Origin of the sequence: Collinsella sp. CLA-ER-H5, assembly GCF_040092375.1 — a bacterium.
Classification (GTDB): Bacteria; Actinomycetota; Coriobacteriia; order Coriobacteriales; family Coriobacteriaceae; genus Collinsella.
Genome location: NZ_JBBNLR010000006.1, coordinates 42,260 through 63,364, shown reverse-complemented (window position 1 = coordinate 63,364; position 21,105 = coordinate 42,260). Strand labels below are relative to the sequence as shown.

Below are 21,105 nucleotides of genomic sequence, written 5' to 3'. Positions count from 1 at the left end.
ACTTCCAGCACCGCCGTTTTCGGCGAGGGTGCTATAGCAAAAGGAGGATACCCAATGCTGTCTGTTGACGAGCAAATGCGTATCATCACCTCGGGCGCCGCGCAGATCGTTCCCGAGGCCGATCTTCGCAAGAAGCTTGAGAAGGGCGAGCCCCTCAACATCAAGCTCGGCGTCGACCCTACCAGCCCCGACCTGCACTTGGGCCACGCCGTGCCGCTGCGCAAGATGCGTCAGTTCCAGGACCTGGGCCACAACGTCACCCTCATCATCGGCAACGGTACCGCGCTGATTGGCGATCCCTCGGGCAAGAACTCCACCCGTCCGCAGCTTTCGCAGGAGCAGATCGAGGCCAATGCCGAAACCTACGTGAGCCAGGCCATGAAGATCTTGGATCCCGAGAAGACCACCATCGTGCACAACGGCGATTGGATCCTTTCGATGGACCTTGCCGGCCTGCTGCAGGTGTGCTCCAAGTTCACCGTCGCCCGTATTCTCGAGCGCGACGACTTTACCAAGCGCTACCAGTCTCAGACGCCGATCGCCCTGCATGAGTTCCTGTATCCCGTGATGCAGGCTTTCGACTCCGTGCAGATCAAGGCTGACGTGGAGATGGGCGGCACCGATCAGCTCTTCAACCTGCTCGCCGGCCGTGAGCTCATGGAGAAGATGGGCATGGAGCCGCAGATTGCGCTCACCATGCCGCTGCTCGAGGGCACCGATGGCGTCCGTAAGATGTCCAAGTCCTACGGTAACTACATCGGCCTGACCGACGCGCCCAAGGATATGTTCGGCAAGACCATGTCCATCCCCGACGAGATGATTGGCAAGTACTACCGCCTGGCGAGCTCGCTCACCCCGGCCGAGGTCGACAAGATCGACGCTGCTCTGGCCGACGGCTCTGCCGATCCCTATGAGCTCAAGCGCGCTCTGGGCCGCGACCTGTGCGACACCTACCACGGCGCCGGTGCCGGCGACGAGGCCCAGGCCGAGTTCGACCGCGTGTTCAAGGAGGGCCAGCTCGCCGACTTCCCCGAGAAGCATGTTGAGCTGACCGTCAACGACGAGGGCCAGATCTACCTCGCCGGCCTGCTCAAGGACCTGGGCCTTTCGGCCAGCGCCGGTCAGGCCCGCCGCGACATCGACGGCGGCGGCGTCAAGATCAACGGCAAGGCCGTGGCTCCCAAGAGCTACAACATCGACCCCAGCGCCCTCAAACTGGGCGACACCCTCTCCGTAGGCAAGCGCAAGGGCTTTAAGTTGATTTAGTTCCGCCGTTCTAACGAACGGCGGACCGGCCGACGCTGCGCGGGCCGCATTTGGACAATCTGACGTTCAACTTCAAGGGCGCGACCAGAAGGTCAGCGCCCTTTCGTTTCACGTCACCTTGTCTCAAATGCGGCCCGCTCGCTGGCGTTGCCAAAACATCGGCGCTTCCGTTGTTGGCACTTGGGGACGTTCCTTTTGTGCCGGCACTTTGGGACACTCCTTGTCATTGGTGCAAAGCAACCTGTCCCCATTGCACCAAGTGGCGGATGCCGTTAAACGGAGGGCCGTATTGCTGACCCATCGTTTGGGCATACAATGGCTGTTGGCTTGCTGCGGTGAAGGCTCGTCCGCTCCGCAGTTATTTCTACAGTTAAAGGAGTATGTATGTCCGTTGAGGTCATGAGGTCTGTGATCGATGCTGCCGAGGGGCGCGTGCCCGTCGACACGCTGTTTACCAATGCACAGATTGTCGACGTATATGGCCAGCGCGTGGCACCCGGTAGCGTTGCCGTCAAGGACGGTGTAATCGTCGGCGTGCTCTACGATGGTCGCGACGATGCCGCTGGCACCTACGAGGCAACTGAGGTCATTGACTGCCAGGGTCGCTATATCGCCCCCGGCTTTATCGACGGACATCTGCACATCGAGTCTTCGAACATCCGTCCCGCCGAGTATGCTCGCATGGCCGCGACGCGCGGTACCACCACCGCCATTGCCGACAGCCACGAGATTGCCAATGTCGCCGGTCTCGACGGCTTGCGCTTTATGATTGAGGACGGCCGCCGCGCACCCATCTCCATCAAGTACATGATGCCTTCGTGCGTGCCCGCGCTGCCCGACGAGCAGGCCGGTGCCGTTATTTCGGCTGCCGATATGCAGGCGTTTTTTGCCGAGCATCCAGGCGATGTCTTTGGTCTGGGCGAAATGATGAACCTGCCGGGCGTCTTTATGGCCGACCCCGAGACCTGTGCTCGCATCGATGCTGCCAACCAGACGCCGTCCAAGCAGGTCGACGGCCATGCGCCGCTCGTTGCCGGTAAGGACCTCAACGCCTATGCCGCAGCGGGCATTATCGCCGACCACGAGTCGACGATTCCTGAGGAGGCGCTCGACAAGCTGTCTCGCGGCATGTACGTGATGCTGCGCGAAGGTACGTGCAGCCATGACCTGGCCAACCTGTCTCCGATGCTGCTGGAGAATCCTGCCCGTGCCCGCCGCTGCTGCTTTGCGACCGACGACCGCGCTCCTTCCGATGCGCTTGCGACCGGCATGATCGACAACGCCTGCCGCGTGGCTATCGAGGCCGGCATCGACCCGGTGGTCGCCATCTCTATGGCGTCCCTTTCCACGGCTGAGGCATTTGGCCTGGACCACGGCTGTCGCGACCCGCATGAGCTCCGTGGCGCGATCGCCCCGGGCAAACGCGCCGACCTGCTGTTGCTCGATGACCTGACGTTTGCCAAGGCTCCGCATCGTGTCTATGCCGCCGGTGCTCTGGTGGCGCAGGACGGCACCTTTGTGGGCGAGATTGCACCCGAGATGGCCGAGGTTGCGGCCCTTGCCGATGAGCTGCGCGCTTCCGTTAAACTGCCGAAGCTATCGCTCGACGTGTTCGACTATGCCTTTAAGCCGGGCGAGGCCGTGATCGACGTGGTGCCGGGTAAGGCCATCACGGGTATGGCTCGCCCCGAGAGTGCCGAGGGCCTGCGCCGCATTATGCTGATCGAGCGCCACGGCCGCGGCGTGTCGCTGCAGGCCGAGGGCGCCGATGGCGACGGCCCCGCTGGCCTGGGCCTGGTCGGCAAGCATATCGGTCGCGGCTGGGTGCGCGGCTTTACCATCACGGGCGGTGCCATCGCCTCGACGATCGGCCACGACTCGCACAACGTGTGCGTGGTGGGCGACAGCGCGGCTGATATGATGGCTGCCGTCGAGGCCGTGGGCCAGGGCGGCCACGTGCTGGTGCGCAACGGCAAGGTCGTGGCGCGTATTCCGCTGGCGCTCGGTGGCCTTATGAGCGAAGGCACGGCCGAGGACGTTGCTGCGCAGCACGACGACTTTATGGTCAAGGCGCGCGCCATGGGTATTGAGCCGCCGCTCGACCCCATCATGGGCATCATCTTCCTGCCCCTGCCGGTCATCCCGACGCTCCGCATCCGCCCCGAGGGCATGTTCGACGTCACAACCTTCACCTACGCCGACTAGTCATCGGGGACGTTCTTAAACGACTAGTCATCGGGGACACTCTTTGGCGGGCTGCCTGACGCCGCGACCGTAGGACCTCTGGCATGTGTGAGCTATTTGCCAGGTCCTTGTAACGTTTACGCCCGCGGAGTCTTATTTGAGCTCCCTTTGGGTACGTTGGAATCGGATACGCGTTTGATTCCAACAAGCCCGAAGGGAGCTTTTCTATGTTTAAACTGATTGCATCCGATATGGACGGCACACTGCTTGACGAAAACGGCCAGGTGCCTCCTGAGACCTACGAACTGATTCTGGCGCTACACGAGCATGGCGTGCATTTCGCCGCATCGTCAGGTCGTCGCTACGATCGCCTGTGCGAGTTCTTTGCGCCCGTTCGCGACAAGATGGACTTTGTCGCCGCTAACGGCGCCCAGGTCTACGCCGACGGTAAGATGGTAGACCGTGAGGTGTATTCCCACCTGGCGATTCGAAGGCTCGCCCAGGCCGTCAGGACGTTTCCCAATCTGCATCTTGCGCTCTTTGACCGAACCAAGTCCTTCCTGCTCGATGACGAGTGCAAGTTCGTGCGTGAGGTCGATAAGGACCTTCCCAATGCCGAGCGCATTTGGGAGCTGCCCGATCCCAACGTAAATATCATCAAAGCGAGTATCTTTTGCGACGACAGTGCGGTTATGGACAGTGCGTACGTGCTACAGCGCGAACTTGGTCAGCTCTTTACTTTTGCGCCTTCGGGCAACGCGTGGATCGATGCCATGCAGCCTGGTGTGTCGAAGGCCTCGGGTATCGCGCAGCTCGCGGAGCATTACGGCATTGGACGCGACGAGGTCATGGCGTTTGGTGACTCGATGAACGACTACGAGATTATTCGCTTTGTCGGCACGGGCTGCGCGATGGAAAACGCGCGCCCCGCGCTCAAGGCGGTGGCCGATCGCGTCGTAGGCTGCAACCGCGACCACGCCGTTCAGCATGAGCTCCGTCGCGTGCTGGAGAGTCTCTCCTAATCCGGCAGATGGGGACGTTCCTTTTCTGCCGACAGTGGGGGACAGTCCTTGCAGCTTTTTGCGAAGAGTGTCCCCAGTGACTAGTCGTTTAAGAATGTCCCCAATGATTGATCAATGACTAGGCGAGGGCGGCCATGATGGTGCGGGCGACGCCGTCGTGGTCGTTGTCGTATTCGGTGATGGCGTCGGCGGCCTCGCGATCTTCGGGCTCGGCGTTGATCATGGCCATGCCGTGGCCCGCTGCCTGCAGCATGGGGATGTCGTTGATGTTGTCGCCGAACGCCCAGGCGTCGGCGAGACGCTCGCCCAAGTGCTCGCATAGCCACGTGAGGGCCGTCCCCTTGGTGGCGCCCTCGCCCATGACCTCGATATTCATGGCGTACGAACGCGTGACCTCAATGCCTTCGAGCGTGTCGAGCGCCGCCGCGATGGCGTCGCGATCGGCCGGGTCGTGCCAGTACATGGCGATGCGTTCGAGCGTCTCGACCTCGTCGATCTTGCTGTCGATATCCATGTCGATCGGTGTTCGTGTGCGCTTGAGCGAAGCCGCGATGTGGGGGTCGCCGCCACAGAACTCATCCAGACGCCCGTATAGCGAGCGGGGGAGGAAGCACTGCCCATCCGCGAAGATATCGAAGGTCACATCGTGGCCGGCGGCAATGCGATGGATGCGGTGGGCAATGCCACGGTCGAGCGGACGGCTCAAGATGCACGTGGCGCGCGAGGCGTCGATGGGCGTACCGGCGTCGAGCTGCCAGACGCTGGCACCGTTGGCGCAGACCGCGTAGTGTACGGCGGGGTGGGCGAGGATGGGCTCAAAGATGCCTGACAGCGGGCGCCCCGTGCAGGGCACAAACTCAACACCGCGGCGCGCAAGCTCGTCGAGCATCGCCCAGGTGGCGTCGCTCATCTGCTTATCACTCGTCAGCAGCGTTCCATCCATATCGGAAAACACAATCATTCGATGCAGCCCTTTCTACTGGCATAAAAAGCGTGGCCGAGGGCGGTGATGCCCTGACCACGCTCGAGTTCTATAACGGTCCGCGTCCTAGCGGTCGGCGAGCGGCTTGTACTCCAGCGGCTCGATCACCGGACGATAGGCGGGGCGGATGATACGGTGCGCGCAGAAGAGCTCTTCCATGCGGTGCGCCGACCAGCCGGCCATGCGGGCGACGGCGAATAGCGGCGTAAAGAGCGTCTCGGGCACGCCGAGCATCTTGTAGATAAAGCCCGTGTACAGGTCGATGTTGGCGCAGATGGGCTTGGTCATGCCGTGGTCGCGCATCACCTGCGGTGCCAGGCGCTCGATGCGCTCGATGAGCGCGAACTCCTCGCCCAGGTCCTTCTTGGCGGCAAGCGTGCGCGCGTAACGACGGCACACCTCGGCACGCGGGTCGCTCAGCGTGTAGACGGCGTGGCCCATACCGTAGATGAGACCCGTGCCGTCGAAGGCCTGCCTGTCGAGGATCTTGCCCAGGTAGGCCGCGACCTCGTCCTCGTCCTCCCAATTGGAGACATGCGCGCGGATGTCCTCGTGCATAGACACGACCTTGGCATTGGCGCCGCCGTGGCGCGGGCCCTTGAGCGAGCCGATAGCCGCGGCGTAGGCGGAATACGGGTCGGTGGCCGATGAGGACAGCACGCGGCAGGCGAACGTGGAGTTGTTGCCGCCGCCGTGCTCGGCATGCAGCATGAGCATCACGTCGAGCAGCATGGCTTCGTCGCGGGTGAATGCCATGCCGCCGCGCAACACCTGCAGGATGGTCTCGGCGGTGGAGAGGCCGGGTGTGGGGTGCGGTACATGAACCTCGGAGCCGCGGCGCTTGGCGACCGAGGCCATATGCGCGAAGGCGGCGATGCGGGGGAGACGGGCGAGCATGGAGATGGCGACGTCGATTTCGTGCTCGGGTGTAATGGCGTCGGGCTCGGCGTCGAAGGCGTAGAGCAGCAGCACGGCGCGCTGAAGCACATTCATGATGCTCGACGACACCGTGGTCATGGGGAACTCGCGGACGTATTCGTCGCTCAGATGTCTAAAGGCACCTAGGCGCTCGCAGAAGCCGTCGAGCTCTTCCTTGTTGGGCAGCGAACCCGTGATAAGCAGATAGGCGACTTCTTCGTAGCCGTAGCGATTCTCCGCCTGGGCATTGTTGACCAGATCCTCGATGCTGTAGCCGCGAAGCGTGAGCTTGCCCTGATCGGGCACGACCTTTCCGTCGACCTTGTTGTAGCCGTGCACATCCGAGATACGAGTGAGGCCCGCGACCACGCCCGAGCCGTCGGCATTGCGCAGGCCGCGCTTGACATTGTGCTCGACAAACAGGTCCTCGTCATAAGGGTCGGTCGGCAGGCCGTGGTAGAGGCTTTCACTCTCAGACGAAATCTGGCGGCTTGCTTCGTAATCCAGAACCAGTCGGCTCAAGTGGTCATCGAAGCGGTAATAGATTTTCTTGGCGTCGTAGGCCATGCGCGCTCCTCTCCGGGCCGCATCGGGGTGGCTTGCATTGGCATGCGCGCGTCAGGCTATCCCCAGCGGCTTGTTCGCTACAGGCGGTACATAAAGTTAAAGACGTCCTCGCGCTGGATGGACACGTTGACGCCCGAAAGCTCGCCGGCCTCGGCCAGGGCCTTCTGCAGCTCAGCGAAGTCGAGCTTGGACTCGGCGGTATCGGCCAGCATGGTCATGGTGAAGATGTCCTCGATAATGGACTGCGTGATGTCGCGGATGTCGACGTTGGCCTCGCCCAGGACACGGGTGACGCCGGCGACGATGCCGGGGCGGTTCTTGCCAAGGACGGTGATGACGATACGGGAGGACGAGATCTCGGCCATGGGAAACCCTTTCGCGTGGTTGCGGCGCGCGCGGGCGCTCCGCTACGGTACAGTGTTCATCATTGTACCTGTCTGGCGCCAAAAGGGGTGTGCTTACTGCGGCGTTACACGTCTGCAACATGGGAGAAGGGGCAACAGGGTGCGTGTCCGCTGCGGTTGGCCACGCCGTGTTGCACAAAGACCGTGAACCTTTTGTGGGACGCGCGGCGCTGTGGTACCATAGCCGAGTTTGTTGTCTTGGTCGGAAACCAAGACGCCTTATGCGCTGATCGGTAACCAGCGCCTGACCAATAAGGAGTCCTACCATGAAGCAGGGTATCCATCCCCAGTATGTCGAGTGCACGGTGACGTGCTCCTGCGGCAACACCTTCAAGACGCACGCTACCGTGTCCGAGATGAAGGTTGAGCTTTGCAACGAGTGCCACCCGTTCTACACCGGCCAGCAGAAGTTCGTCGACACCGGTGGACGCGTCCAGCGCTTCGCCGACAAGTTCGGTGGCGCCGCTGCCGCCCAGCTCAAGAAGGCCGAGGAGGCCAAGGCTGCCAAGGCTGCCAAGGCTGCTGAGGCCGAGGCCGCTCGCAAGGCCGCCGCTGAGGCTAAGGCTGCCGAGAAGGCCAAGCGTGCTGCTAAGTTTGCCGAGGAGGCTGCCAAGCAGGCCGCCGAGGCTCCCGCAGAGGCTCCCGTCGAGGAGGCCGCTGCCGAGGCCGAGACTACCGAGGCTGCTGAGTAAATAGCTCGCCGCGGAATCACTCGCATTCATGGCATAAGGGCCGCGCATCCGTTTGGGTGCGCGGCCCTTTTCTTTTTATTGGTGCAGGCTAACCCGTTCCCATTGCACCAGATTGGTGCGAAGGGGACGGGTTGGTTTGCACCAAATGGCAGAGTGACGGCGTTTTCCCAGATAAAACCTGCCAAAATAAACCAGTCCCTTTTTGGCAGGTCGGTCGGGTCGTAGTTATTACGTGGCGGTCGAGGTCGACCGTATAGGCCGCGCCTTGTTTGGCTAAAGTACAATCATCTGTGTTTAACTCGCCCGCAGCTGCACGGCGTGGGCGATGGCCAAAAAGGAAAACCACATGGGATTCATGTCAAAGCTGCTGTCCTTTGGATCCGATAAGGACCTTAAGCGCTACTACAAGATCGTCGACCAGATCAACGGTCTTGAGCCCCAGTTTGAGAAGATGACCGAGGAGGAACTCCGCGCCCAGACCGATAAGTTCCGCGAGCGTTACGCCAACGGCGAGTCGCTCGACGACATGCTTCCCGAGGCCTTTGCCACCGTGCGCGAGGCTTCCAAGCGCATCACGGGCATGCGCCACTTTGACGTACAGCTCATCGGCGCCATGGCGCTTCATGAGGGTCATATTGCCGAGATGAAGACCGGCGAGGGCAAGACGCTCGTCTCCACCTTGGCCGGCTACCTCAACGCTATCGCCGGCAAGGGCGTGCATGTCGTTACCGTCAACGATTACCTGGCAAAGCGCGACTCCGAGTGGATGGGCCGCATCTACAAGTACCTGGGCATGACCGTCGGTCTGCTCCAGAACAACATGCCGCTCGAGCTCAAGCGCCCGGCCTACCAGGCAGACGTCACTTACGGCACCAACTCCGAGTTCGGTTTCGACTACCTGCGCGACAACATGGTCACCCGTCCCGAGCAGCGCGTGCAGCGCGGCCACCATTACGCCATCGTCGACGAGGTCGACTCCATCCTGATCGATGAGGCCAGAACGCCGCTCATCATCTCGGGTGCCGGCACCAAGTCCGCCAGCACCTACAAGGACTTCGCGCGTGCCGTGCGCGGCCTTGAGCGCGGCGAGGACGTGTCGCACGACATGCTCACCGCCACCGAGGACGTGGAGCCCACGGGCGACTATGTCATGGACGAGGCCAAGCACACCATTGCCGCCACCGAGCGCGGCCTTAAGAAGATCGAGCGCCGCCTGGGTATCGAGGACATCTATGCCGACCTTTCGGGCCAGCTGGTCAACCACCTGCAGCAGGCGCTGAAGGCCCAGTACATGTTCCATCGCGACAAGCAGTACGTGGTCACCAACGGCGAGGTCAAGATCGTCGACGAGTTCACCGGCCGCATCATGGAGGGCCGCCGCTATTCTGAGGGCCTGCACCAGGCCATCGAGGCCAAAGAGGGCGTGCTCGTACGCGAGGAGAACCAGACCCTGGCCACCATCACCCTGCAGAACTACTTCCGTCTGTATGACAAGCTTTCCGGTATGACCGGCACGGCACTTACCGAGGATGCCGAGTTCCGCGAGATCTACAAGCTGCCCGTCGAGGTCATCCCCTCCAACAAGCCCGTGCAGCGCGTGGACCACGAGGACCTGGTATATCGTACCATCCAGGCCAAGTACAACGCCGTTGCCGACGACGTCGAGCGACGTCACGCCAAGGGACAGCCGGTCCTGGTGGGCACCGTCTCCATCGAAAGCTCCGAGAAGCTGTCCGCCGCCCTTACCAAGCGCGGCATCGCGCACGAGGTTCTCAACGCCAAGCATCACGAGCGCGAGGCCCACATTGTTGCCCAGGCCGGACGCTACGGCGCCGTGACCATCGCTACTAACATGGCCGGTCGTGGTACCGACATCCTGCTGGGCGGCAACCCCGACGAGCTGGTGCGCGAGCGCCTTGAGTACGAGGGCCTGACCATGGAGGACGTGACGCCCGAGCAGCTCGAGCAGTTTAACGCCGAGGCCAAGGAGACCTGCAAGGCCGAGCGCGAGCGCGTGCTTGCCGCCGGCGGCCTGACCGTTATCGGAACCGAGCGCCACGAGTCCCGTCGTATCGACAACCAGCTGCGCGGCCGCTCCGGTCGTCAGGGCGATCCGGGCGAGACCCAGTTCTACCTGTCGCTCGAGGACGACCTCATGCGCCTGTTCGGCGGCGACAAGATGGACCGCGTCTCCAAGATGATGGTCACGGCCGACATGGGCGACGACATGCCCATCCAGCACAAGATCATCTCCAAGGCCGTCGAGAGCGCCCAGCACAAGGTCGAGAGCATCAACTTCTCCATGCGTAAGAGCGTCCTTGAGTACGACGACGTCATGAACAAGCAGCGCCAGGTCATCTACGCCGAGCGCAATAAGATTCTGGACGGCAAGGACCTGACCGACCACATCACCGAAGTCATGCACGACACCGTGTACCGCTGCGTGCAGGAGTTCTGCACCAAGGACAGTCACGATGGCGAGCGCGACCTGGAGGGCCTGCGCAAGTGGGTTGTGGAGCTCACCGGCCACATCGATACGCCGAAGTTCCCCGACGAGGATTATGAGGCCCTGGCTGCCGATGTCCTGGCTTACGTAGAGAAGTGCTACAACATGAAGGCCGAGCGCTTGGGCGAGGACCTGATGCGCGAGCTCAACACCCAGGTCATGCTGCGCGTCATCGATACCCGCTGGATGAACTACCTGCAGGAGATGGACTACCTCAAGACCGGCATCGGCCTGCGCGGCTTTGGCCAGCGCGACCCGCTGGTTGAGTACAAGACCGAGGCCTACGGCGCGTTCCAGATACTCGTCGATACCATGTACGAGGATTACCTGCGTACGGTTCTGCGCATCGAGATCAAGGCTGCCCCGCGTGCCGTGGAGCACAAGGAGGAGCCCGCGCTCGAGGGTGCGCACTTCTCCGGTCCTGCCGAGGTCGATGGTGACAACGGCGGCTCGGTGCTGCGCAAGCAGGCGCAGGTGCAGGCCCGCACAGCTGTCCAGGGTGGTCCGGCTGCCGTCAACAACGGTGGCAAGGTGACCACCTATCGCAAGTCCGAGAGCGACGATCCGTACGTCAACGTGGGCCGCAACGACCCGTGCCCCTGCGGTAGCGGCAAGAAGTTTAAGTACTGCCACGGCAGGAATCGTTAATGGCTGAGGCTTTAGAGGTAACGCCCGCCGAGCTGGACGCGTTTGCGGACCGGCTCGGTGAGGTCGAGTCGTATCTCCACCTGGACGAGAAGCGTACCCGCGTGTTCGAGCTCGAGGCCAAAAGTGTTGCCCCTGGCTTTTGGGATGACGCCGACGCCGCCCGTGCCACCATGGAGGAGATCGCGCGCACCAAGGAAGATATCGCTGCCGTGGACACCGCGCGCGGCGAGCTTTCCGATGCCCGCGCCGCGCTGGAGCTTGCCGAGGAGATGGGGGATGACCCCGACGCCGCCGCCCTTCGCGAGGAGGCTGCAGCCACGGCTGAGCGCCTGGCCCGTGCCATCGATGAGCTTGAGCTTTCGAGCTGGTTTACCGGTGAGTTCGATCACGGCGATGCCATTGTGACCATCAAGCCCGGACAGGGTGGTCTGGAGGCCCAGGACTGGACCTTCATGCTCTTTAAGATGTACATGAAGTACTGCCAGCGTCGCGGCTGGAAGGTCACCATCAACGACTGTCCCGCGGCCGAGGTCATCGGCATTGACCGTGCGACCTTTACCGTCGAGGGCAAGGACGCATTTGGCATGCTGCGCGCCGAGGCCGGCGTCCACCGCTTGGTTCGCATTAGCCCCACCGACGACAAGAAGCGCCGCCAGACCACGTTTGCCGGCGTCGAGGTCATCCCCGTGCTACCCGATGATATCGACATCGAGATCAGTCCCGATGACATCCGCGTGGACGTGTACCACGCGAGCGGCCCGGGCGGTCAGGGCGTCAACACCACCGACTCCGCCGTGCGCGTGACGCATTTTCCCAGCGGCATTGTGGTCACCTGCCAAAACGAGCGCAGCCAGATTCAGAACAAGGCCGCGTGCATGCAGATCCTCAAGGCTCGCCTGTACGAGATTGAGCTCGAGAAGCGCGCCGAGGCGCTCGATGAGATCCGCGGACCCAAGACCACGATTGGTTTTGGCAACCAGATTCGCAGCTACGTGCTCTACCCGTACCAGATGGTCAAGGACTTACGCACGGGCGTGGAGACCAGCAATGTCGAGGCCGTCCTTGACGATGGCGACCTGGACCCGTTTGTTATTGGCTACCATCGCTGGGCTACCGGCAACGCCGATGCAGAAGGCTCGGAGGTCTAAAACATCGGGTGGCTTCAAGCCGATGCCAAGCCCAACGGTTGGACGGGTTTGTATCCAGAATAAACCCTGCGCAGGGGTGGTTTTTGTCCGGCGGATCGGTAGAATCGAATACAAGAAGAAGTTCAAAGCGCATCCGTTTGGGTGCGCTTTTTTGAGGGAGGTAGCATGGCATATCGTCTGGACATCAAGCGCATTCTATCGATGAACTTCTTTCACGACCTGCCCCAGATTATGTTGGGGTGCGCTCTGGCCGCTATTGCGACCGACCTGTTTTTGATTCCCAACGGCCTTGCTGCCGGTGGTGTTACGGGCCTTGCCACCATTATCCAGGCGGTCGGCGCATCGCGCGGCATATCGCTTCCCGTTGGTATTCAGACGATCGTGATGAACGCCTTGCTGTTGCTGGTCGTTATGCGCGAGGGCGGCATGTTCTACGTGGTGCAGACCGCGACGGGCTTTGTGCTGCTGGGCTTCTTTACCGATCTGTTCGCCCCGTTTGTAGCACCTCTGGCGGATGCGGACCTGATGCTCCCTGCCATGTGGGGCGGCATTATTACAGGCATCGGTTACGGCATGGTGCTGCGCGCCGGCGCCAACACCGGCGGCTCGGACACGATTGGCCAAATCATCTCGCGTAATACCTCGCTGCCCGTGGGCTCGACCGTCATGGCGATCGATGTTGCCGTATGCGCGCTGTCGGCTCCGGTCTTTTCAATCGAAAATGCACTATATGCAGGCCTTTCGATGGTCATTAGCGGCTACGTGATCGATGCCGTGGTCGATGGTGGCAACAAACGCCGTATGGTACTCATCATCTCGGACAAGTTCCCTGATATCGCTGCCGATATCATGTATGGCCTGGGTCGTGGTTGTACCAAGTTTAAGGCGACTGGCATGTATTCGGGTGCCGAGAAGCCGGTGATCATGGTCATCGTGAACCGTCGAGAGCTCAATACCCTCAAGACGATCGTGCGCGAGCGCGATCCTCACGCCATTGTGACGGTCGCCGACGTTACGGAAGCTTTCGGCGAGGGATTCAAGGACATTAGCGCGTAGGGCCGACCGCGTCCCATCCAAAAGACGTTCACATTGATAAACCGTTTCATCAGCGGTTCTGCCTGCTAAATTGTTCAAATAATGATAAAAACTCTGGTAAAGCCATCAGTTTCCAGCATAATGAATGACGTACGTGCATTGCGGCTGTGTTGGGATTACCTTCGGTGCCGTGCGCATTTTGTCTAATGAGGATGAAAGGAAGGCACAATGAGCGACGAAGAGCTCAAAAAGGTTGCCAACGAGGTAAGGAAGGGCATCGTCACCGGCGTGCACGCTGCCAAGTCCGGCCATCCGGGCGGTTCGCTCGGCGCTGCCGACATCATGACCTATCTGTACTTTGAGGAAATGAACGTCGACCCGGCCCATCCCCGCAAGGCCGACCGCGATCGCTTTGTGCTTTCCAAGGGCCACTGTGCACCTGGTCTGTACGCTGTGCTCGCCGAGCGTGGGTTCTTCCCCAAGGAGGATCTTGAGACGCTGCGCCACATCGGCAGCCACCTGCAGGGTCATCCCAACATGAACGACACTCCGGGCGTTGACATGTCCACCGGTTCGCTCGGCCAGGGCATCTCCGCCGCCGTGGGCATGGCCGTTGCCGCCAAGCACTGGGGCGATACTTATCGCACGTACGCCCTGCTGGGCGATGGCGAGAGCGAGGAGGGCCAGGTCTGGGAGGCCGCCATGTTTGCCGGCAACCAGCAGCTCGATAACCTCTGTGTGATCGTCGACCACAACGGCCTGCAGATCGACGGTCCCGTCGAGGAGGTCAACGACCCCATGCCGCTCGCCGACAAGTTCCGCGCCTTTAAGTTCCACGTGGTGGAGCTTGCCGACGGCAACGATTTCGATCAGATCCGCGCCGCCTTTGCCGAGGCTCGCGCCACCAAGGGCCAGCCGACCGCCATTATCGCCGAGACCCTGAAGGGCAAGGGCGTGTCCTTTATGGAGAACCAGGTTGGTTGGCACGGCAAGGCCCCCAATGATGAACAGTTTGAGCAGGCCATGGCAGAGCTCACGGCCGCCGGAGAGGAGCTCTAGGATGGCAGACGTCAAGAAAATCGCCACGCGCGTAAGCTACGGCGAGGCCCTCGTCGAGCTCGCCAACGAGCACGATGACTTTGTGGTCCTCGACGCCGACCTGGCCGCCGCCACGCAGACCGGTAAGTTTAAGGCCGCCTGCCCCGACCGTTTCTTCGATGTGGGTATCGCCGAGAGCAACCTGATGGGTGTTGCCGCCGGTATCGCAACCACCGGTCGCGTTGCCTTCGCGAGCACCTTTGCCATGTTCGCCGCCGGCCGCGCCTTTGAGCAGGTCCGTAACTCCATCGGCTACCCGCACCTCAACGTTAAGATCGGTGCCACGCACGCCGGTATCTCGGTGGGCGAGGACGGTGCTACGCATCAGTGCTGCGAGGATATCGCCCTGATGCGCGTCATCCCCGGCATGACCGTTATCGTTCCGGCCGACGATGTCGAGGCCCGCGCCGTGACGCGCGCCGCCTACGAGTGCGACGGCCCCGTGTACATGCGCTTTGCCCGTCTGGCCTCGCCGGTTATCAACGACCCCGAGACCTACAAGTTCGAGTTGGGTAAGGGCATTGTCATGCGCGAGGGCGCCGATGTGACCATCATCGCCTGCGGCCTGATGGTCGGCGAGGCTCTCGAGGCCGCCGAGCAGCTTGCTGCCGAGGGCATCGATGCCGAGGTCATCAACATGCACACCATCAAGCCCATCGATGCCGACCTGATCGTCAAGAGCGCCACCAAGACCGGCCACGTCGTGACCGTCGAGGAGCACTCTGTGATCGGTGGCCTGGGCAGCGCCGTTGCCGACGTCCTGTGCGAGCAGTGCCCGACGCCGCTCAAGAAGATCGGTGTCAACGACACCTTCGGCGAGTCCGGCCCGGGTGCCGAGCTCCTGCACAAGTACGGCCTGGACGCCGCCAACATCGTGGCGACCACCAAGGAGTTCTTGGCATAAGGCAAGACGAGGCAAAGTATCGTCTCAACAACCACATCCAAGCCAGAACAGGGGTATCCCCAAAGAGGGCGCCCCTGTTTTTGTTGAATTTAAATTAGAGTCCTGCCAAGCAAAGGTCCCATGGGGAAACGGGCCCATCCCAACAAAGTGCAATTCAGACCCTTCCAACTTTGTATGCGCAGCATCTCAAGTTGGTGCGTCGGCCCCATAGTAGCCGCAGGCCGGGCGCAGGGTTACCTCCCAAATCTTTCCGCAGCGCATGGCCGGCGTTTGTCCGCAGCTCCGCAGGAGCAGGACAAATGCCGGCCATGCGCGAGGACGATTTGGGAGGTAACCCTGCGCCCGGTCGGTGAGACCCAAACCCCGCCATGCTTCTTATGTGCAGCAAAGCTAATGCTGCTAAAATACAAAGCGCTCATGTAGTTTAAACGCACGACGATAAGGAGCACCAGTGGGTAACCACTTCCGTACCTCCGGTGCGGGCGATGATGCCCCCAAGACGCAGACAGGCGTCCAGGGCAGTCGTTTCGCCACTCCGGATTCAGAGGGCCAGCCTGTTGCTCAGGCCCCCGCTCAGCCGGCAGATCAGGCACAGCCGGCATCCGATCCCTTTGCCTACAATCCCACCAGCGATGTCGCGCTTTCCGGCACGGCGGGTTTTGAGCCCGTTCAGGCCGTGACCGCTCGCGTGGAGCAGCCTCAGGCTGGCGCCGCCACGCCGCAGCCTACCATGGCCGGCATTCCCGACCCCATGGCCCCTGCGACGCCGGTTCCTCAGCCTGCGCAGTCCGGTCTCTTTGCCGCTATTCCCGATCCCACGCAGCCTGCTGCCCCGGTGGTCGAGAGCGATCAGGCCGCCGAGGTCGCAAGCCTCGATAACGCGCTCAACAACCCCGATTTTACGTCGGTGTTTGCGCCCATCGATCCGCAAGCCAGCCGCAAGAAGATGGCCAAGCAGGCCGGTGTCGAGCCCGTCATCCTTATGGAGCATGTCACCAAGATCTATCCGGCACAGCCCAACAAGCCTGCACTCGACGACATCAACATCGAGATCTATCCGGGCGAGTTCGTCTTCCTGGTCGGTCATTCCGGCTCGGGTAAGACCACGCTGCTGTCGACGCTCAACCGCGACGTCAAGCCGACGAGCGGCCGCATCTTGGTTGCCGGTCAGGACCTCATGAAGATCAAGAACCGCAAGGTTCCGTTCCTGCGCCGTCAGATTGGCGCCGTGTTCCAGGACTTTAAGCTTCTGCCTCAAAAATCCGCCTACGAAAACGTGGCGTTTGCCCTGCAGTGCATCGGCAAGCCCAAGGGTGTCATTCGCAGCCAGGTTCCCGAGGTGCTGCGTCTGGTCGGCCTGGCCGATCAGATGGACTCGCTGCCCGATCAGCTTTCCGGTGGCGAGCAGCAGCGCGTTGCCGTTGCCCGCGCCATGGTCAACCGCCCGCCGCTGCTTATCTGCGACGAGCCCACGGGCAACCTCGACCCGGCGATCTCGCTGGGCATCATGAAGCTGCTCGAGCGTATTAACCGCACCGGCACCACCGTGATCGTCGCCACGCACGACCGCGAGATGGTCGATAGCATGCACCGTCGCGTGATCGCCCTCGAGGGCGGCCACGTTATCCGCGACCAGGAGAGGGGAGGTTACGGCAACTATGGCACCAACTAACGTGGGCTACTCCTTCAAAGAGGCAATCAGTCACTTCTTCCGTAACTGGACTACCTCGCTCGGCGCCGTCATCACGATCTTCCTTTCGCTGTTTATCATCGGCCTGTTCATCATGGGCTCCGCGATGCTGAACTCCGTGATCGGCACCGTCGAGGATCAGGTCGTCATCAACGCCTTTATTAGCGATGACGCCGATCAGGCCGATGTTCAGGCTTTTGAGGCTGAGCTCAAGACGTGGAGCAACGTCAAGTCCGTGACGTACAAGGACAAGGACGACGCGCTGGCCGAGTATACGAGCAAGATGTCGGGCAACGCCGACGCCACCATGAGCGCGCTCGATGGCCAGAACCCGCTGCCGGCTTCGTTTGCAATTGAGATGGACGATCCGTCCAAGGTCGAGAGCACGGCCCAGAAGCTCAAGAAGAACGCCGACTTCCAGAAGATCGCGGATGACGGCGACGTCAACGCGAGCGTGCTGTACGGCCAAGAGGAAGTGAGCCGCCTGTTCCAGGTGACCAACTACATCCGCATCGCCGCCGTGGTGCTCGTTGGCCTTTTGACCTTTATCGCATTCATCTTCATCAACAACACGATTCGCCTGTCCATCACGGCGCGTCGTCGTGAGATTGCGATTATGCGTCTGGTCGGCGCCAGCAACGGCTTCATTCGCGGCCCGTTTATCACCGAGGGCGTACTGCAGGCCATTTTGGGCTCGCTGCTTTCCATCGGCGTTCTGGAGCTGCTGCGCAATCTGATGATTCCGCGTTTGCAGGAGAGCATCGGCTGGATGTCGTTTGCCCTGCCGATGCAGTACTACCTGGTGACCTATGCTGCGCTGATTCTGGTCGGTGTGATTATCGGTCTCTTTGGTTCTGCCATAGCCATGCGCCGCTACCTGCGCGTGTAGGCATGCCTGGAATTCATCCCTTCCAACGGGTCGTCTCTTATGGGGCGGCCCGTTTTTTGATCTCTAGGGGACGGCAGGAAAGCGAATCATTTGGGTAGACTCTTTGGAGTTCGTCATCGATAGCAAGGAGGCGCCATGGGGCGCAATAACAAGCATAAGCGCGGTGCTCGCAATAAGCGTGGGCCGGTGCGCAGCGAACGCCGTCCGAGCCTGACCGGGCGCGTGCAGCTCCATGAGCATGGCGCCTATGTCATAACCGAGAGCGGCGACTACAAGGTTATGGGCCGCGGTAAGCGCGAGATCATGGACGGCGACACCGTTGCCGTGAGCATTAAGAACAGCCCGCACGGTGAGCGGCGCGCCGTGATCGAAGGCGTGGTTGAGCGCGCAGCCATAAGCGTGGTGGGTACGTACCAGACCGCTGGTCCGCTCGGTGTGATCGAGCCGCTCGATTCGCGCCTGAAGGCCGACTTCTTCATTCTGCCCGAGGATACCTCGGCGGATCGTCTGGGCGTCCACCCGGGTGATGCCGTTGTCGCGCGCATTTTGACCTACCCGACGCGCCTGGAATCGGGCACCGTGACGATCGAACGCCGCATTGGCGGAGATGACGCGCCCGATTTGGGCGTTCAATACGTGATGGCGCGTTACGGCTATACCGATAGCTATCCCGAGGCCGCGCTGGACGAGGCCGAGGGGCTTTCGCTCGATGTGTCCGCGGCGCTTAAGGACCCGCTCCGCCGCGATCTGCGCGACCGCTTTGTCATCACGATCGACCCGGTCGACGCGCGCGACTTTGACGATGCCATTTCGCTTGAGCGCACGCCCGAGGGTGGCTACAAGCTGGGTGTGCATATCGCTGACGTTTCTCACTATGTGGCTTGGGACGGGCATATCGATCTTGAGGCTCGCCATCGTACGACATCGGTGTATCTGGCCGATCGCGTGCTTCCCATGCTGCCCGAACGCCTGTCCTGTGACCTATGCTCTCTTCGCCCTGACGAGGACCGTCTTGCGTTTACCGTTGACATTGAGCTCGATGCGCAGGGTCGCGTGCGGCATTACGATCCGTACCCCAGCGTGATTCGCTCGCGTGTGCGTATGGACTATGACGGCGCCGAGGCGCTGCTGGTGCGTGCCGACGCTGTTGAGTATTCGGTGCTGGAAGGCGCCGCTGAGGATGTTGCGGCTGCTGAGGCCTCGCGCGAGGAGGCGCTTGAGCGCGGTCTTGCGTGCGAGGAAACTGCTCGCGGCTATAACGTCGACCTCGGCGATTTCCTTGTCGCCGCCAACGAACTCGCCGAACTTCGCCGTCGTATTCGTCGTGCCCGCGGCTCAGTCGATTTTGACACGGCCGAGATTCGCGCTCTATTGGATGAGGACGGAGTGCCCGTGCAGATTGTGGCGCGCGAGCGTTCGTGTGCCACGTCGCTTATCGAGGAAGCCATGCTACTCGCCAACGAGTGCGTTGCAGAGTGGCTGGCAGACCGTGATATCGAGGCCTGCTATCGCGTGCATGAGGATCCGAGCCCCGATAGCCTGCACGGTGCCGCCGTTGCGCTGGCGCAGCTAGGCATCATCGACGATCGCCGTGCTGCCGGTATCGCCCTGGGGAGTCCCGATGAGCTACAGGCTGCAGTCGATGCTGCCGCCGGTACGGCCAACGCACCGCTCGTCAACACGCTGCTTCTGCGCAGCATGCAGCGCGCACTGTACAAGCCGCGCAACGAGGGTCACTTTGCGCTCGCCGCGCCGTGCTACTGTCACTTTACGAGTCCCATCCGTCGCTACCCCGATCTGGTGGTGCACCGCGTGCTCAAACTGCAGTTGGCCTATGAACAGCTCGGCGGCAAGGACGCCCTGGTCCGTACGCCGCGGCTGATCGGCAAGGGGCGCGAGTCGCTGCCGCGCATTCTGCCGCAGATCTGCCGCGCATGCAGCGATGCGGAGCGTGCGGCCGATGCCGCCAGCCATGCGACGCAAAAGATCAAGATTGCCCAGTACTATGAGGACCGTCTGGGCGAGCGCTATGCCGGAACCGTCTCGTGGGTTAGCAGCATGGGCCTCTTTGTGCGCTTGGACCTAACGCAGGTCGAAGGCTTGGTTTCGATCAAGAGCCTGGGCAACGAGTGGTTCGAGTTCGACGAGGATGCGCTTACGCTGACGGGCGCCGACACGGGGACTCGCTATGAACTGGGCCAGCGCGTGATTATCGAGGTCTCGCGCGTCAATACCACGCGTGGGCACTTGGACTTTAAGCTTATCCATTAGCCAAATCTCGACTCATGGCGGGAGAGCGGAGGGCGGTCTTTCGGGGCCGCCCTCCGCATTTGGATCATGGCTACCTTGCCGTCTGCTCGGCCGCCCGCTTACCTGCTATTTGAGAGGTAAAACCTACCAAAATAAACCTGTCCCTTTTTGGCAGGTTTACAAGAAAGCGGGGATGAGATGGCGACGGTGTATGGTTATGCGCGGGTGAGTTCGCGCGATCAGAATCTTAATCGGCAGCTGGATGCGCTGGGCGCCTATGGCGTGGGCTCGGCGAATATTTATGCCGACCATGCGAGCGGCAAGGACTTCGATCGACCGCGCTATCGCGAGCTGCTGCACGTCCTGGGAGACGGGGACGTGCTGGTGGTGCTTTCTATCGACCGACTTGGTCGTAATTACTCCGAGATTCTTGAGGAATGGCGACGCATTACCAAGGAGCTCGGGGTTGCCATTGTGGTGTTGGACATGCCATTGCTTGACACGCGCGCCAGGGCAAGCGGCACGCCGGATGTGACCAATACCCTGATTGCCGATATTGTGCTGCAACTGCTGAGCTACGTGGCGCAGGTGGAGCGCGAGAATATCCATCGGCGCCAGGCGGAGGGAATTGCAGCGGCGCGGGCGCGAGGGGTTCGTTTCGGTCGACCTCGCAAGCCGTGCCCTCCTCAGTTTGATCTGGTACGCGATAGCTATGAGGCGGGCGATATTACCCGCAGCCAGGCAGCAAAGTGCCTGGGCGTGTGCGTGGGGACGTTCGATCGCTGGATGCGCGAGGCGGGGTAGGGGTTTGCGTCGCTTTGTCGCTTCCTGTTGCGATTCAAATTTTGATACGGTGGCGATGTCATTCGGGGCTACACTCGCTGATATTCAAAAAAGGAGGT

Annotated in this window: 16 protein-coding genes; 13 read left to right on the top strand and 3 right to left on the bottom strand. The window is 61.6% G+C overall.

Features of this window, described 5'->3' with window-relative positions:
• Positions 1 to 54 precede the first annotated feature (54 nt).
• The 3 genes from tyrS to AAAX31_RS03660 all read left to right on the top strand — a co-directional run bounded on the left by tyrS (position 55) and on the right by AAAX31_RS03660 (position 4,472).
• Positions 55 to 1,266: a tyrosine--tRNA ligase gene (gene tyrS, locus AAAX31_RS03670; protein ID WP_006235283.1), complete on the top strand. Its 1,212-nt coding sequence runs from the start codon at positions 55 to 57 to the stop codon at positions 1,264 to 1,266.
• Between the two features lie 384 nt (positions 1,267 to 1,650).
• On the top strand, positions 1,651 to 3,471 hold the full coding sequence (locus AAAX31_RS03665; protein ID WP_349076199.1) for an adenine deaminase C-terminal domain-containing protein: 1,821 nt from the start codon (positions 1,651 to 1,653) through the stop codon (positions 3,469 to 3,471).
• A gap of 206 nt (positions 3,472 to 3,677) precedes the next feature.
• Complete coding sequence (locus AAAX31_RS03660; RefSeq protein WP_217108038.1) at positions 3,678 to 4,472, top strand: HAD family hydrolase; 795 nt, start codon at positions 3,678 to 3,680, stop codon at positions 4,470 to 4,472.
• Positions 4,473 to 4,590: 118 nt separating this feature from the next.
• On the opposite strand, the gene AAAX31_RS03655 is transcribed toward AAAX31_RS03660, so the two are convergent.
• The 3 genes from AAAX31_RS03655 to AAAX31_RS03645 all read right to left on the bottom strand — a co-directional run bounded on the left by AAAX31_RS03655 (position 4,591) and on the right by AAAX31_RS03645 (position 7,304).
• On the bottom strand, positions 4,591 to 5,433 hold the full coding sequence (locus AAAX31_RS03655; RefSeq protein ID WP_217108037.1) for a Cof-type HAD-IIB family hydrolase: 843 nt from the start codon (positions 5,431 to 5,433) through the stop codon (positions 4,591 to 4,593).
• A gap of 87 nt (positions 5,434 to 5,520) precedes the next feature.
• The gene (locus AAAX31_RS03650; protein WP_217108036.1) at positions 5,521 to 6,939 is read right to left on the bottom strand and encodes a citrate synthase; all 1,419 of its coding nucleotides are present in this window, start codon (positions 6,937 to 6,939) and stop codon (positions 5,521 to 5,523) included.
• A 77-nt stretch (positions 6,940 to 7,016) separates the two neighbouring features.
• Positions 7,017 to 7,304: an ACT domain-containing protein gene (locus AAAX31_RS03645; RefSeq protein ID WP_006235289.1), complete on the bottom strand. Its 288-nt coding sequence runs from the start codon at positions 7,302 to 7,304 to the stop codon at positions 7,017 to 7,019.
• Between the two features lie 305 nt (positions 7,305 to 7,609).
• Between AAAX31_RS03645 and rpmE the strand changes: the two genes are divergently transcribed.
• From rpmE to AAAX31_RS03595, 10 genes are all read left to right on the top strand, one after another.
• Complete coding sequence (gene rpmE, locus AAAX31_RS03640; RefSeq protein ID WP_006235303.1) at positions 7,610 to 8,035, top strand: 50S ribosomal protein L31; 426 nt, start codon at positions 7,610 to 7,612, stop codon at positions 8,033 to 8,035.
• 346 nt (positions 8,036 to 8,381) lie between these two features.
• Entirely contained in the window at positions 8,382 to 11,189 is a 2,808-nt protein-coding gene (gene secA, locus AAAX31_RS03635; RefSeq protein WP_195521202.1) for a preprotein translocase subunit SecA, read from the top strand.
• Positions 11,189 to 12,337: a peptide chain release factor 2 gene (gene prfB, locus AAAX31_RS03630; RefSeq protein ID WP_195521201.1), complete on the top strand. Its 1,149-nt coding sequence runs from the start codon at positions 11,189 to 11,191 to the stop codon at positions 12,335 to 12,337. The genes secA and prfB overlap by 1 nt, the downstream gene beginning before the upstream one ends.
• A gap of 165 nt (positions 12,338 to 12,502) precedes the next feature.
• Positions 12,503 to 13,393, top strand: a complete 891-nt coding sequence (locus AAAX31_RS03625; RefSeq protein WP_117746564.1) for a YitT family protein — start codon at positions 12,503 to 12,505, stop codon at positions 13,391 to 13,393.
• Positions 13,394 to 13,600: 207 nt separating this feature from the next.
• Positions 13,601 to 14,431 carry a transketolase gene (locus AAAX31_RS03620; protein ID WP_117634793.1) on the top strand — a complete coding sequence of 277 codons (831 nt, stop codon included), beginning with the start codon at positions 13,601 to 13,603 and terminating at the stop codon, positions 14,429 to 14,431.
• Between the two features lies 1 nt (position 14,432).
• Entirely contained in the window at positions 14,433 to 15,374 is a 942-nt protein-coding gene (locus AAAX31_RS03615; RefSeq protein ID WP_006235309.1) for a transketolase family protein, read from the top strand.
• A 451-nt stretch (positions 15,375 to 15,825) separates the two neighbouring features.
• On the top strand, positions 15,826 to 17,046 hold the full coding sequence (gene ftsE, locus AAAX31_RS03610; RefSeq protein ID WP_117773345.1) for a cell division ATP-binding protein FtsE: 1,221 nt from the start codon (positions 15,826 to 15,828) through the stop codon (positions 17,044 to 17,046).
• Positions 17,033 to 17,953, top strand: coding sequence for a permease-like cell division protein FtsX (gene ftsX, locus AAAX31_RS03605; RefSeq protein WP_099432018.1), 921 nt, complete (start codon positions 17,033 to 17,035; stop codon positions 17,951 to 17,953). The genes ftsE and ftsX overlap by 14 nt, the downstream gene beginning before the upstream one ends.
• Positions 17,954 to 18,088: 135 nt before the next feature.
• Positions 18,089 to 20,224 carry an RNB domain-containing ribonuclease gene (locus AAAX31_RS03600; RefSeq protein WP_117735979.1) on the top strand — a complete coding sequence of 712 codons (2,136 nt, stop codon included), beginning with the start codon at positions 18,089 to 18,091 and terminating at the stop codon, positions 20,222 to 20,224.
• A 177-nt stretch (positions 20,225 to 20,401) separates the two neighbouring features.
• The gene (locus AAAX31_RS03595) at positions 20,402 to 21,007 is read left to right on the top strand and encodes a recombinase family protein (protein ID WP_117773343.1); all 606 of its coding nucleotides are present in this window, start codon (positions 20,402 to 20,404) and stop codon (positions 21,005 to 21,007) included.
• Positions 21,008 to 21,105: the final 98 nt, after the last annotated feature.

Bases quoted from the DNA above. Each gene is read 5' to 3' on its own strand.
- AAAX31_RS03645 (WP_006235289.1), bottom strand. From the start codon at position 7,304: ATGGCCGAGATCTCGTCCTCCCGTATCGTCATCACCGTCCTTGGCAAG.
- rpmE (WP_006235303.1), top strand. From the start codon at position 7,610: ATGAAGCAGGGTATCCATCCCCAGTATGTCGAGTGCACGGTGACGTGC.
- AAAX31_RS03665 (WP_349076199.1), top strand. From the start codon at position 1,651: ATGTCCGTTGAGGTCATGAGGTCTGTGATCGATGCTGCCGAGGGGCGC.
- AAAX31_RS03595 (WP_117773343.1), top strand. From the start codon at position 20,402: ATGGCGACGGTGTATGGTTATGCGCGGGTGAGTTCGCGCGATCAGAAT.
- AAAX31_RS03650 (WP_217108036.1), bottom strand. From the start codon at position 6,939: ATGGCCTACGACGCCAAGAAAATCTATTACCGCTTCGATGACCACTTG.
- tyrS (WP_006235283.1), top strand. From the start codon at position 55: ATGCTGTCTGTTGACGAGCAAATGCGTATCATCACCTCGGGCGCCGCG.
- prfB (WP_195521201.1), top strand. From the start codon at position 11,189: ATGGCTGAGGCTTTAGAGGTAACGCCCGCCGAGCTGGACGCGTTTGCG.
- AAAX31_RS03615 (WP_006235309.1), top strand. From the start codon at position 14,433: ATGGCAGACGTCAAGAAAATCGCCACGCGCGTAAGCTACGGCGAGGCC.
- AAAX31_RS03655 (WP_217108037.1), bottom strand. From the start codon at position 5,433: ATGATTGTGTTTTCCGATATGGATGGAACGCTGCTGACGAGTGATAAG.
- AAAX31_RS03600 (WP_117735979.1), top strand. From the start codon at position 18,089: ATGGGGCGCAATAACAAGCATAAGCGCGGTGCTCGCAATAAGCGTGGG.
- secA (WP_195521202.1), top strand. From the start codon at position 8,382: ATGGGATTCATGTCAAAGCTGCTGTCCTTTGGATCCGATAAGGACCTT.
- AAAX31_RS03660 (WP_217108038.1), top strand. From the start codon at position 3,678: ATGTTTAAACTGATTGCATCCGATATGGACGGCACACTGCTTGACGAA.
- AAAX31_RS03620 (WP_117634793.1), top strand. From the start codon at position 13,601: ATGAGCGACGAAGAGCTCAAAAAGGTTGCCAACGAGGTAAGGAAGGGC.
- ftsX (WP_099432018.1), top strand. From the start codon at position 17,033: ATGGCACCAACTAACGTGGGCTACTCCTTCAAAGAGGCAATCAGTCAC.
- AAAX31_RS03625 (WP_117746564.1), top strand. From the start codon at position 12,503: ATGGCATATCGTCTGGACATCAAGCGCATTCTATCGATGAACTTCTTT.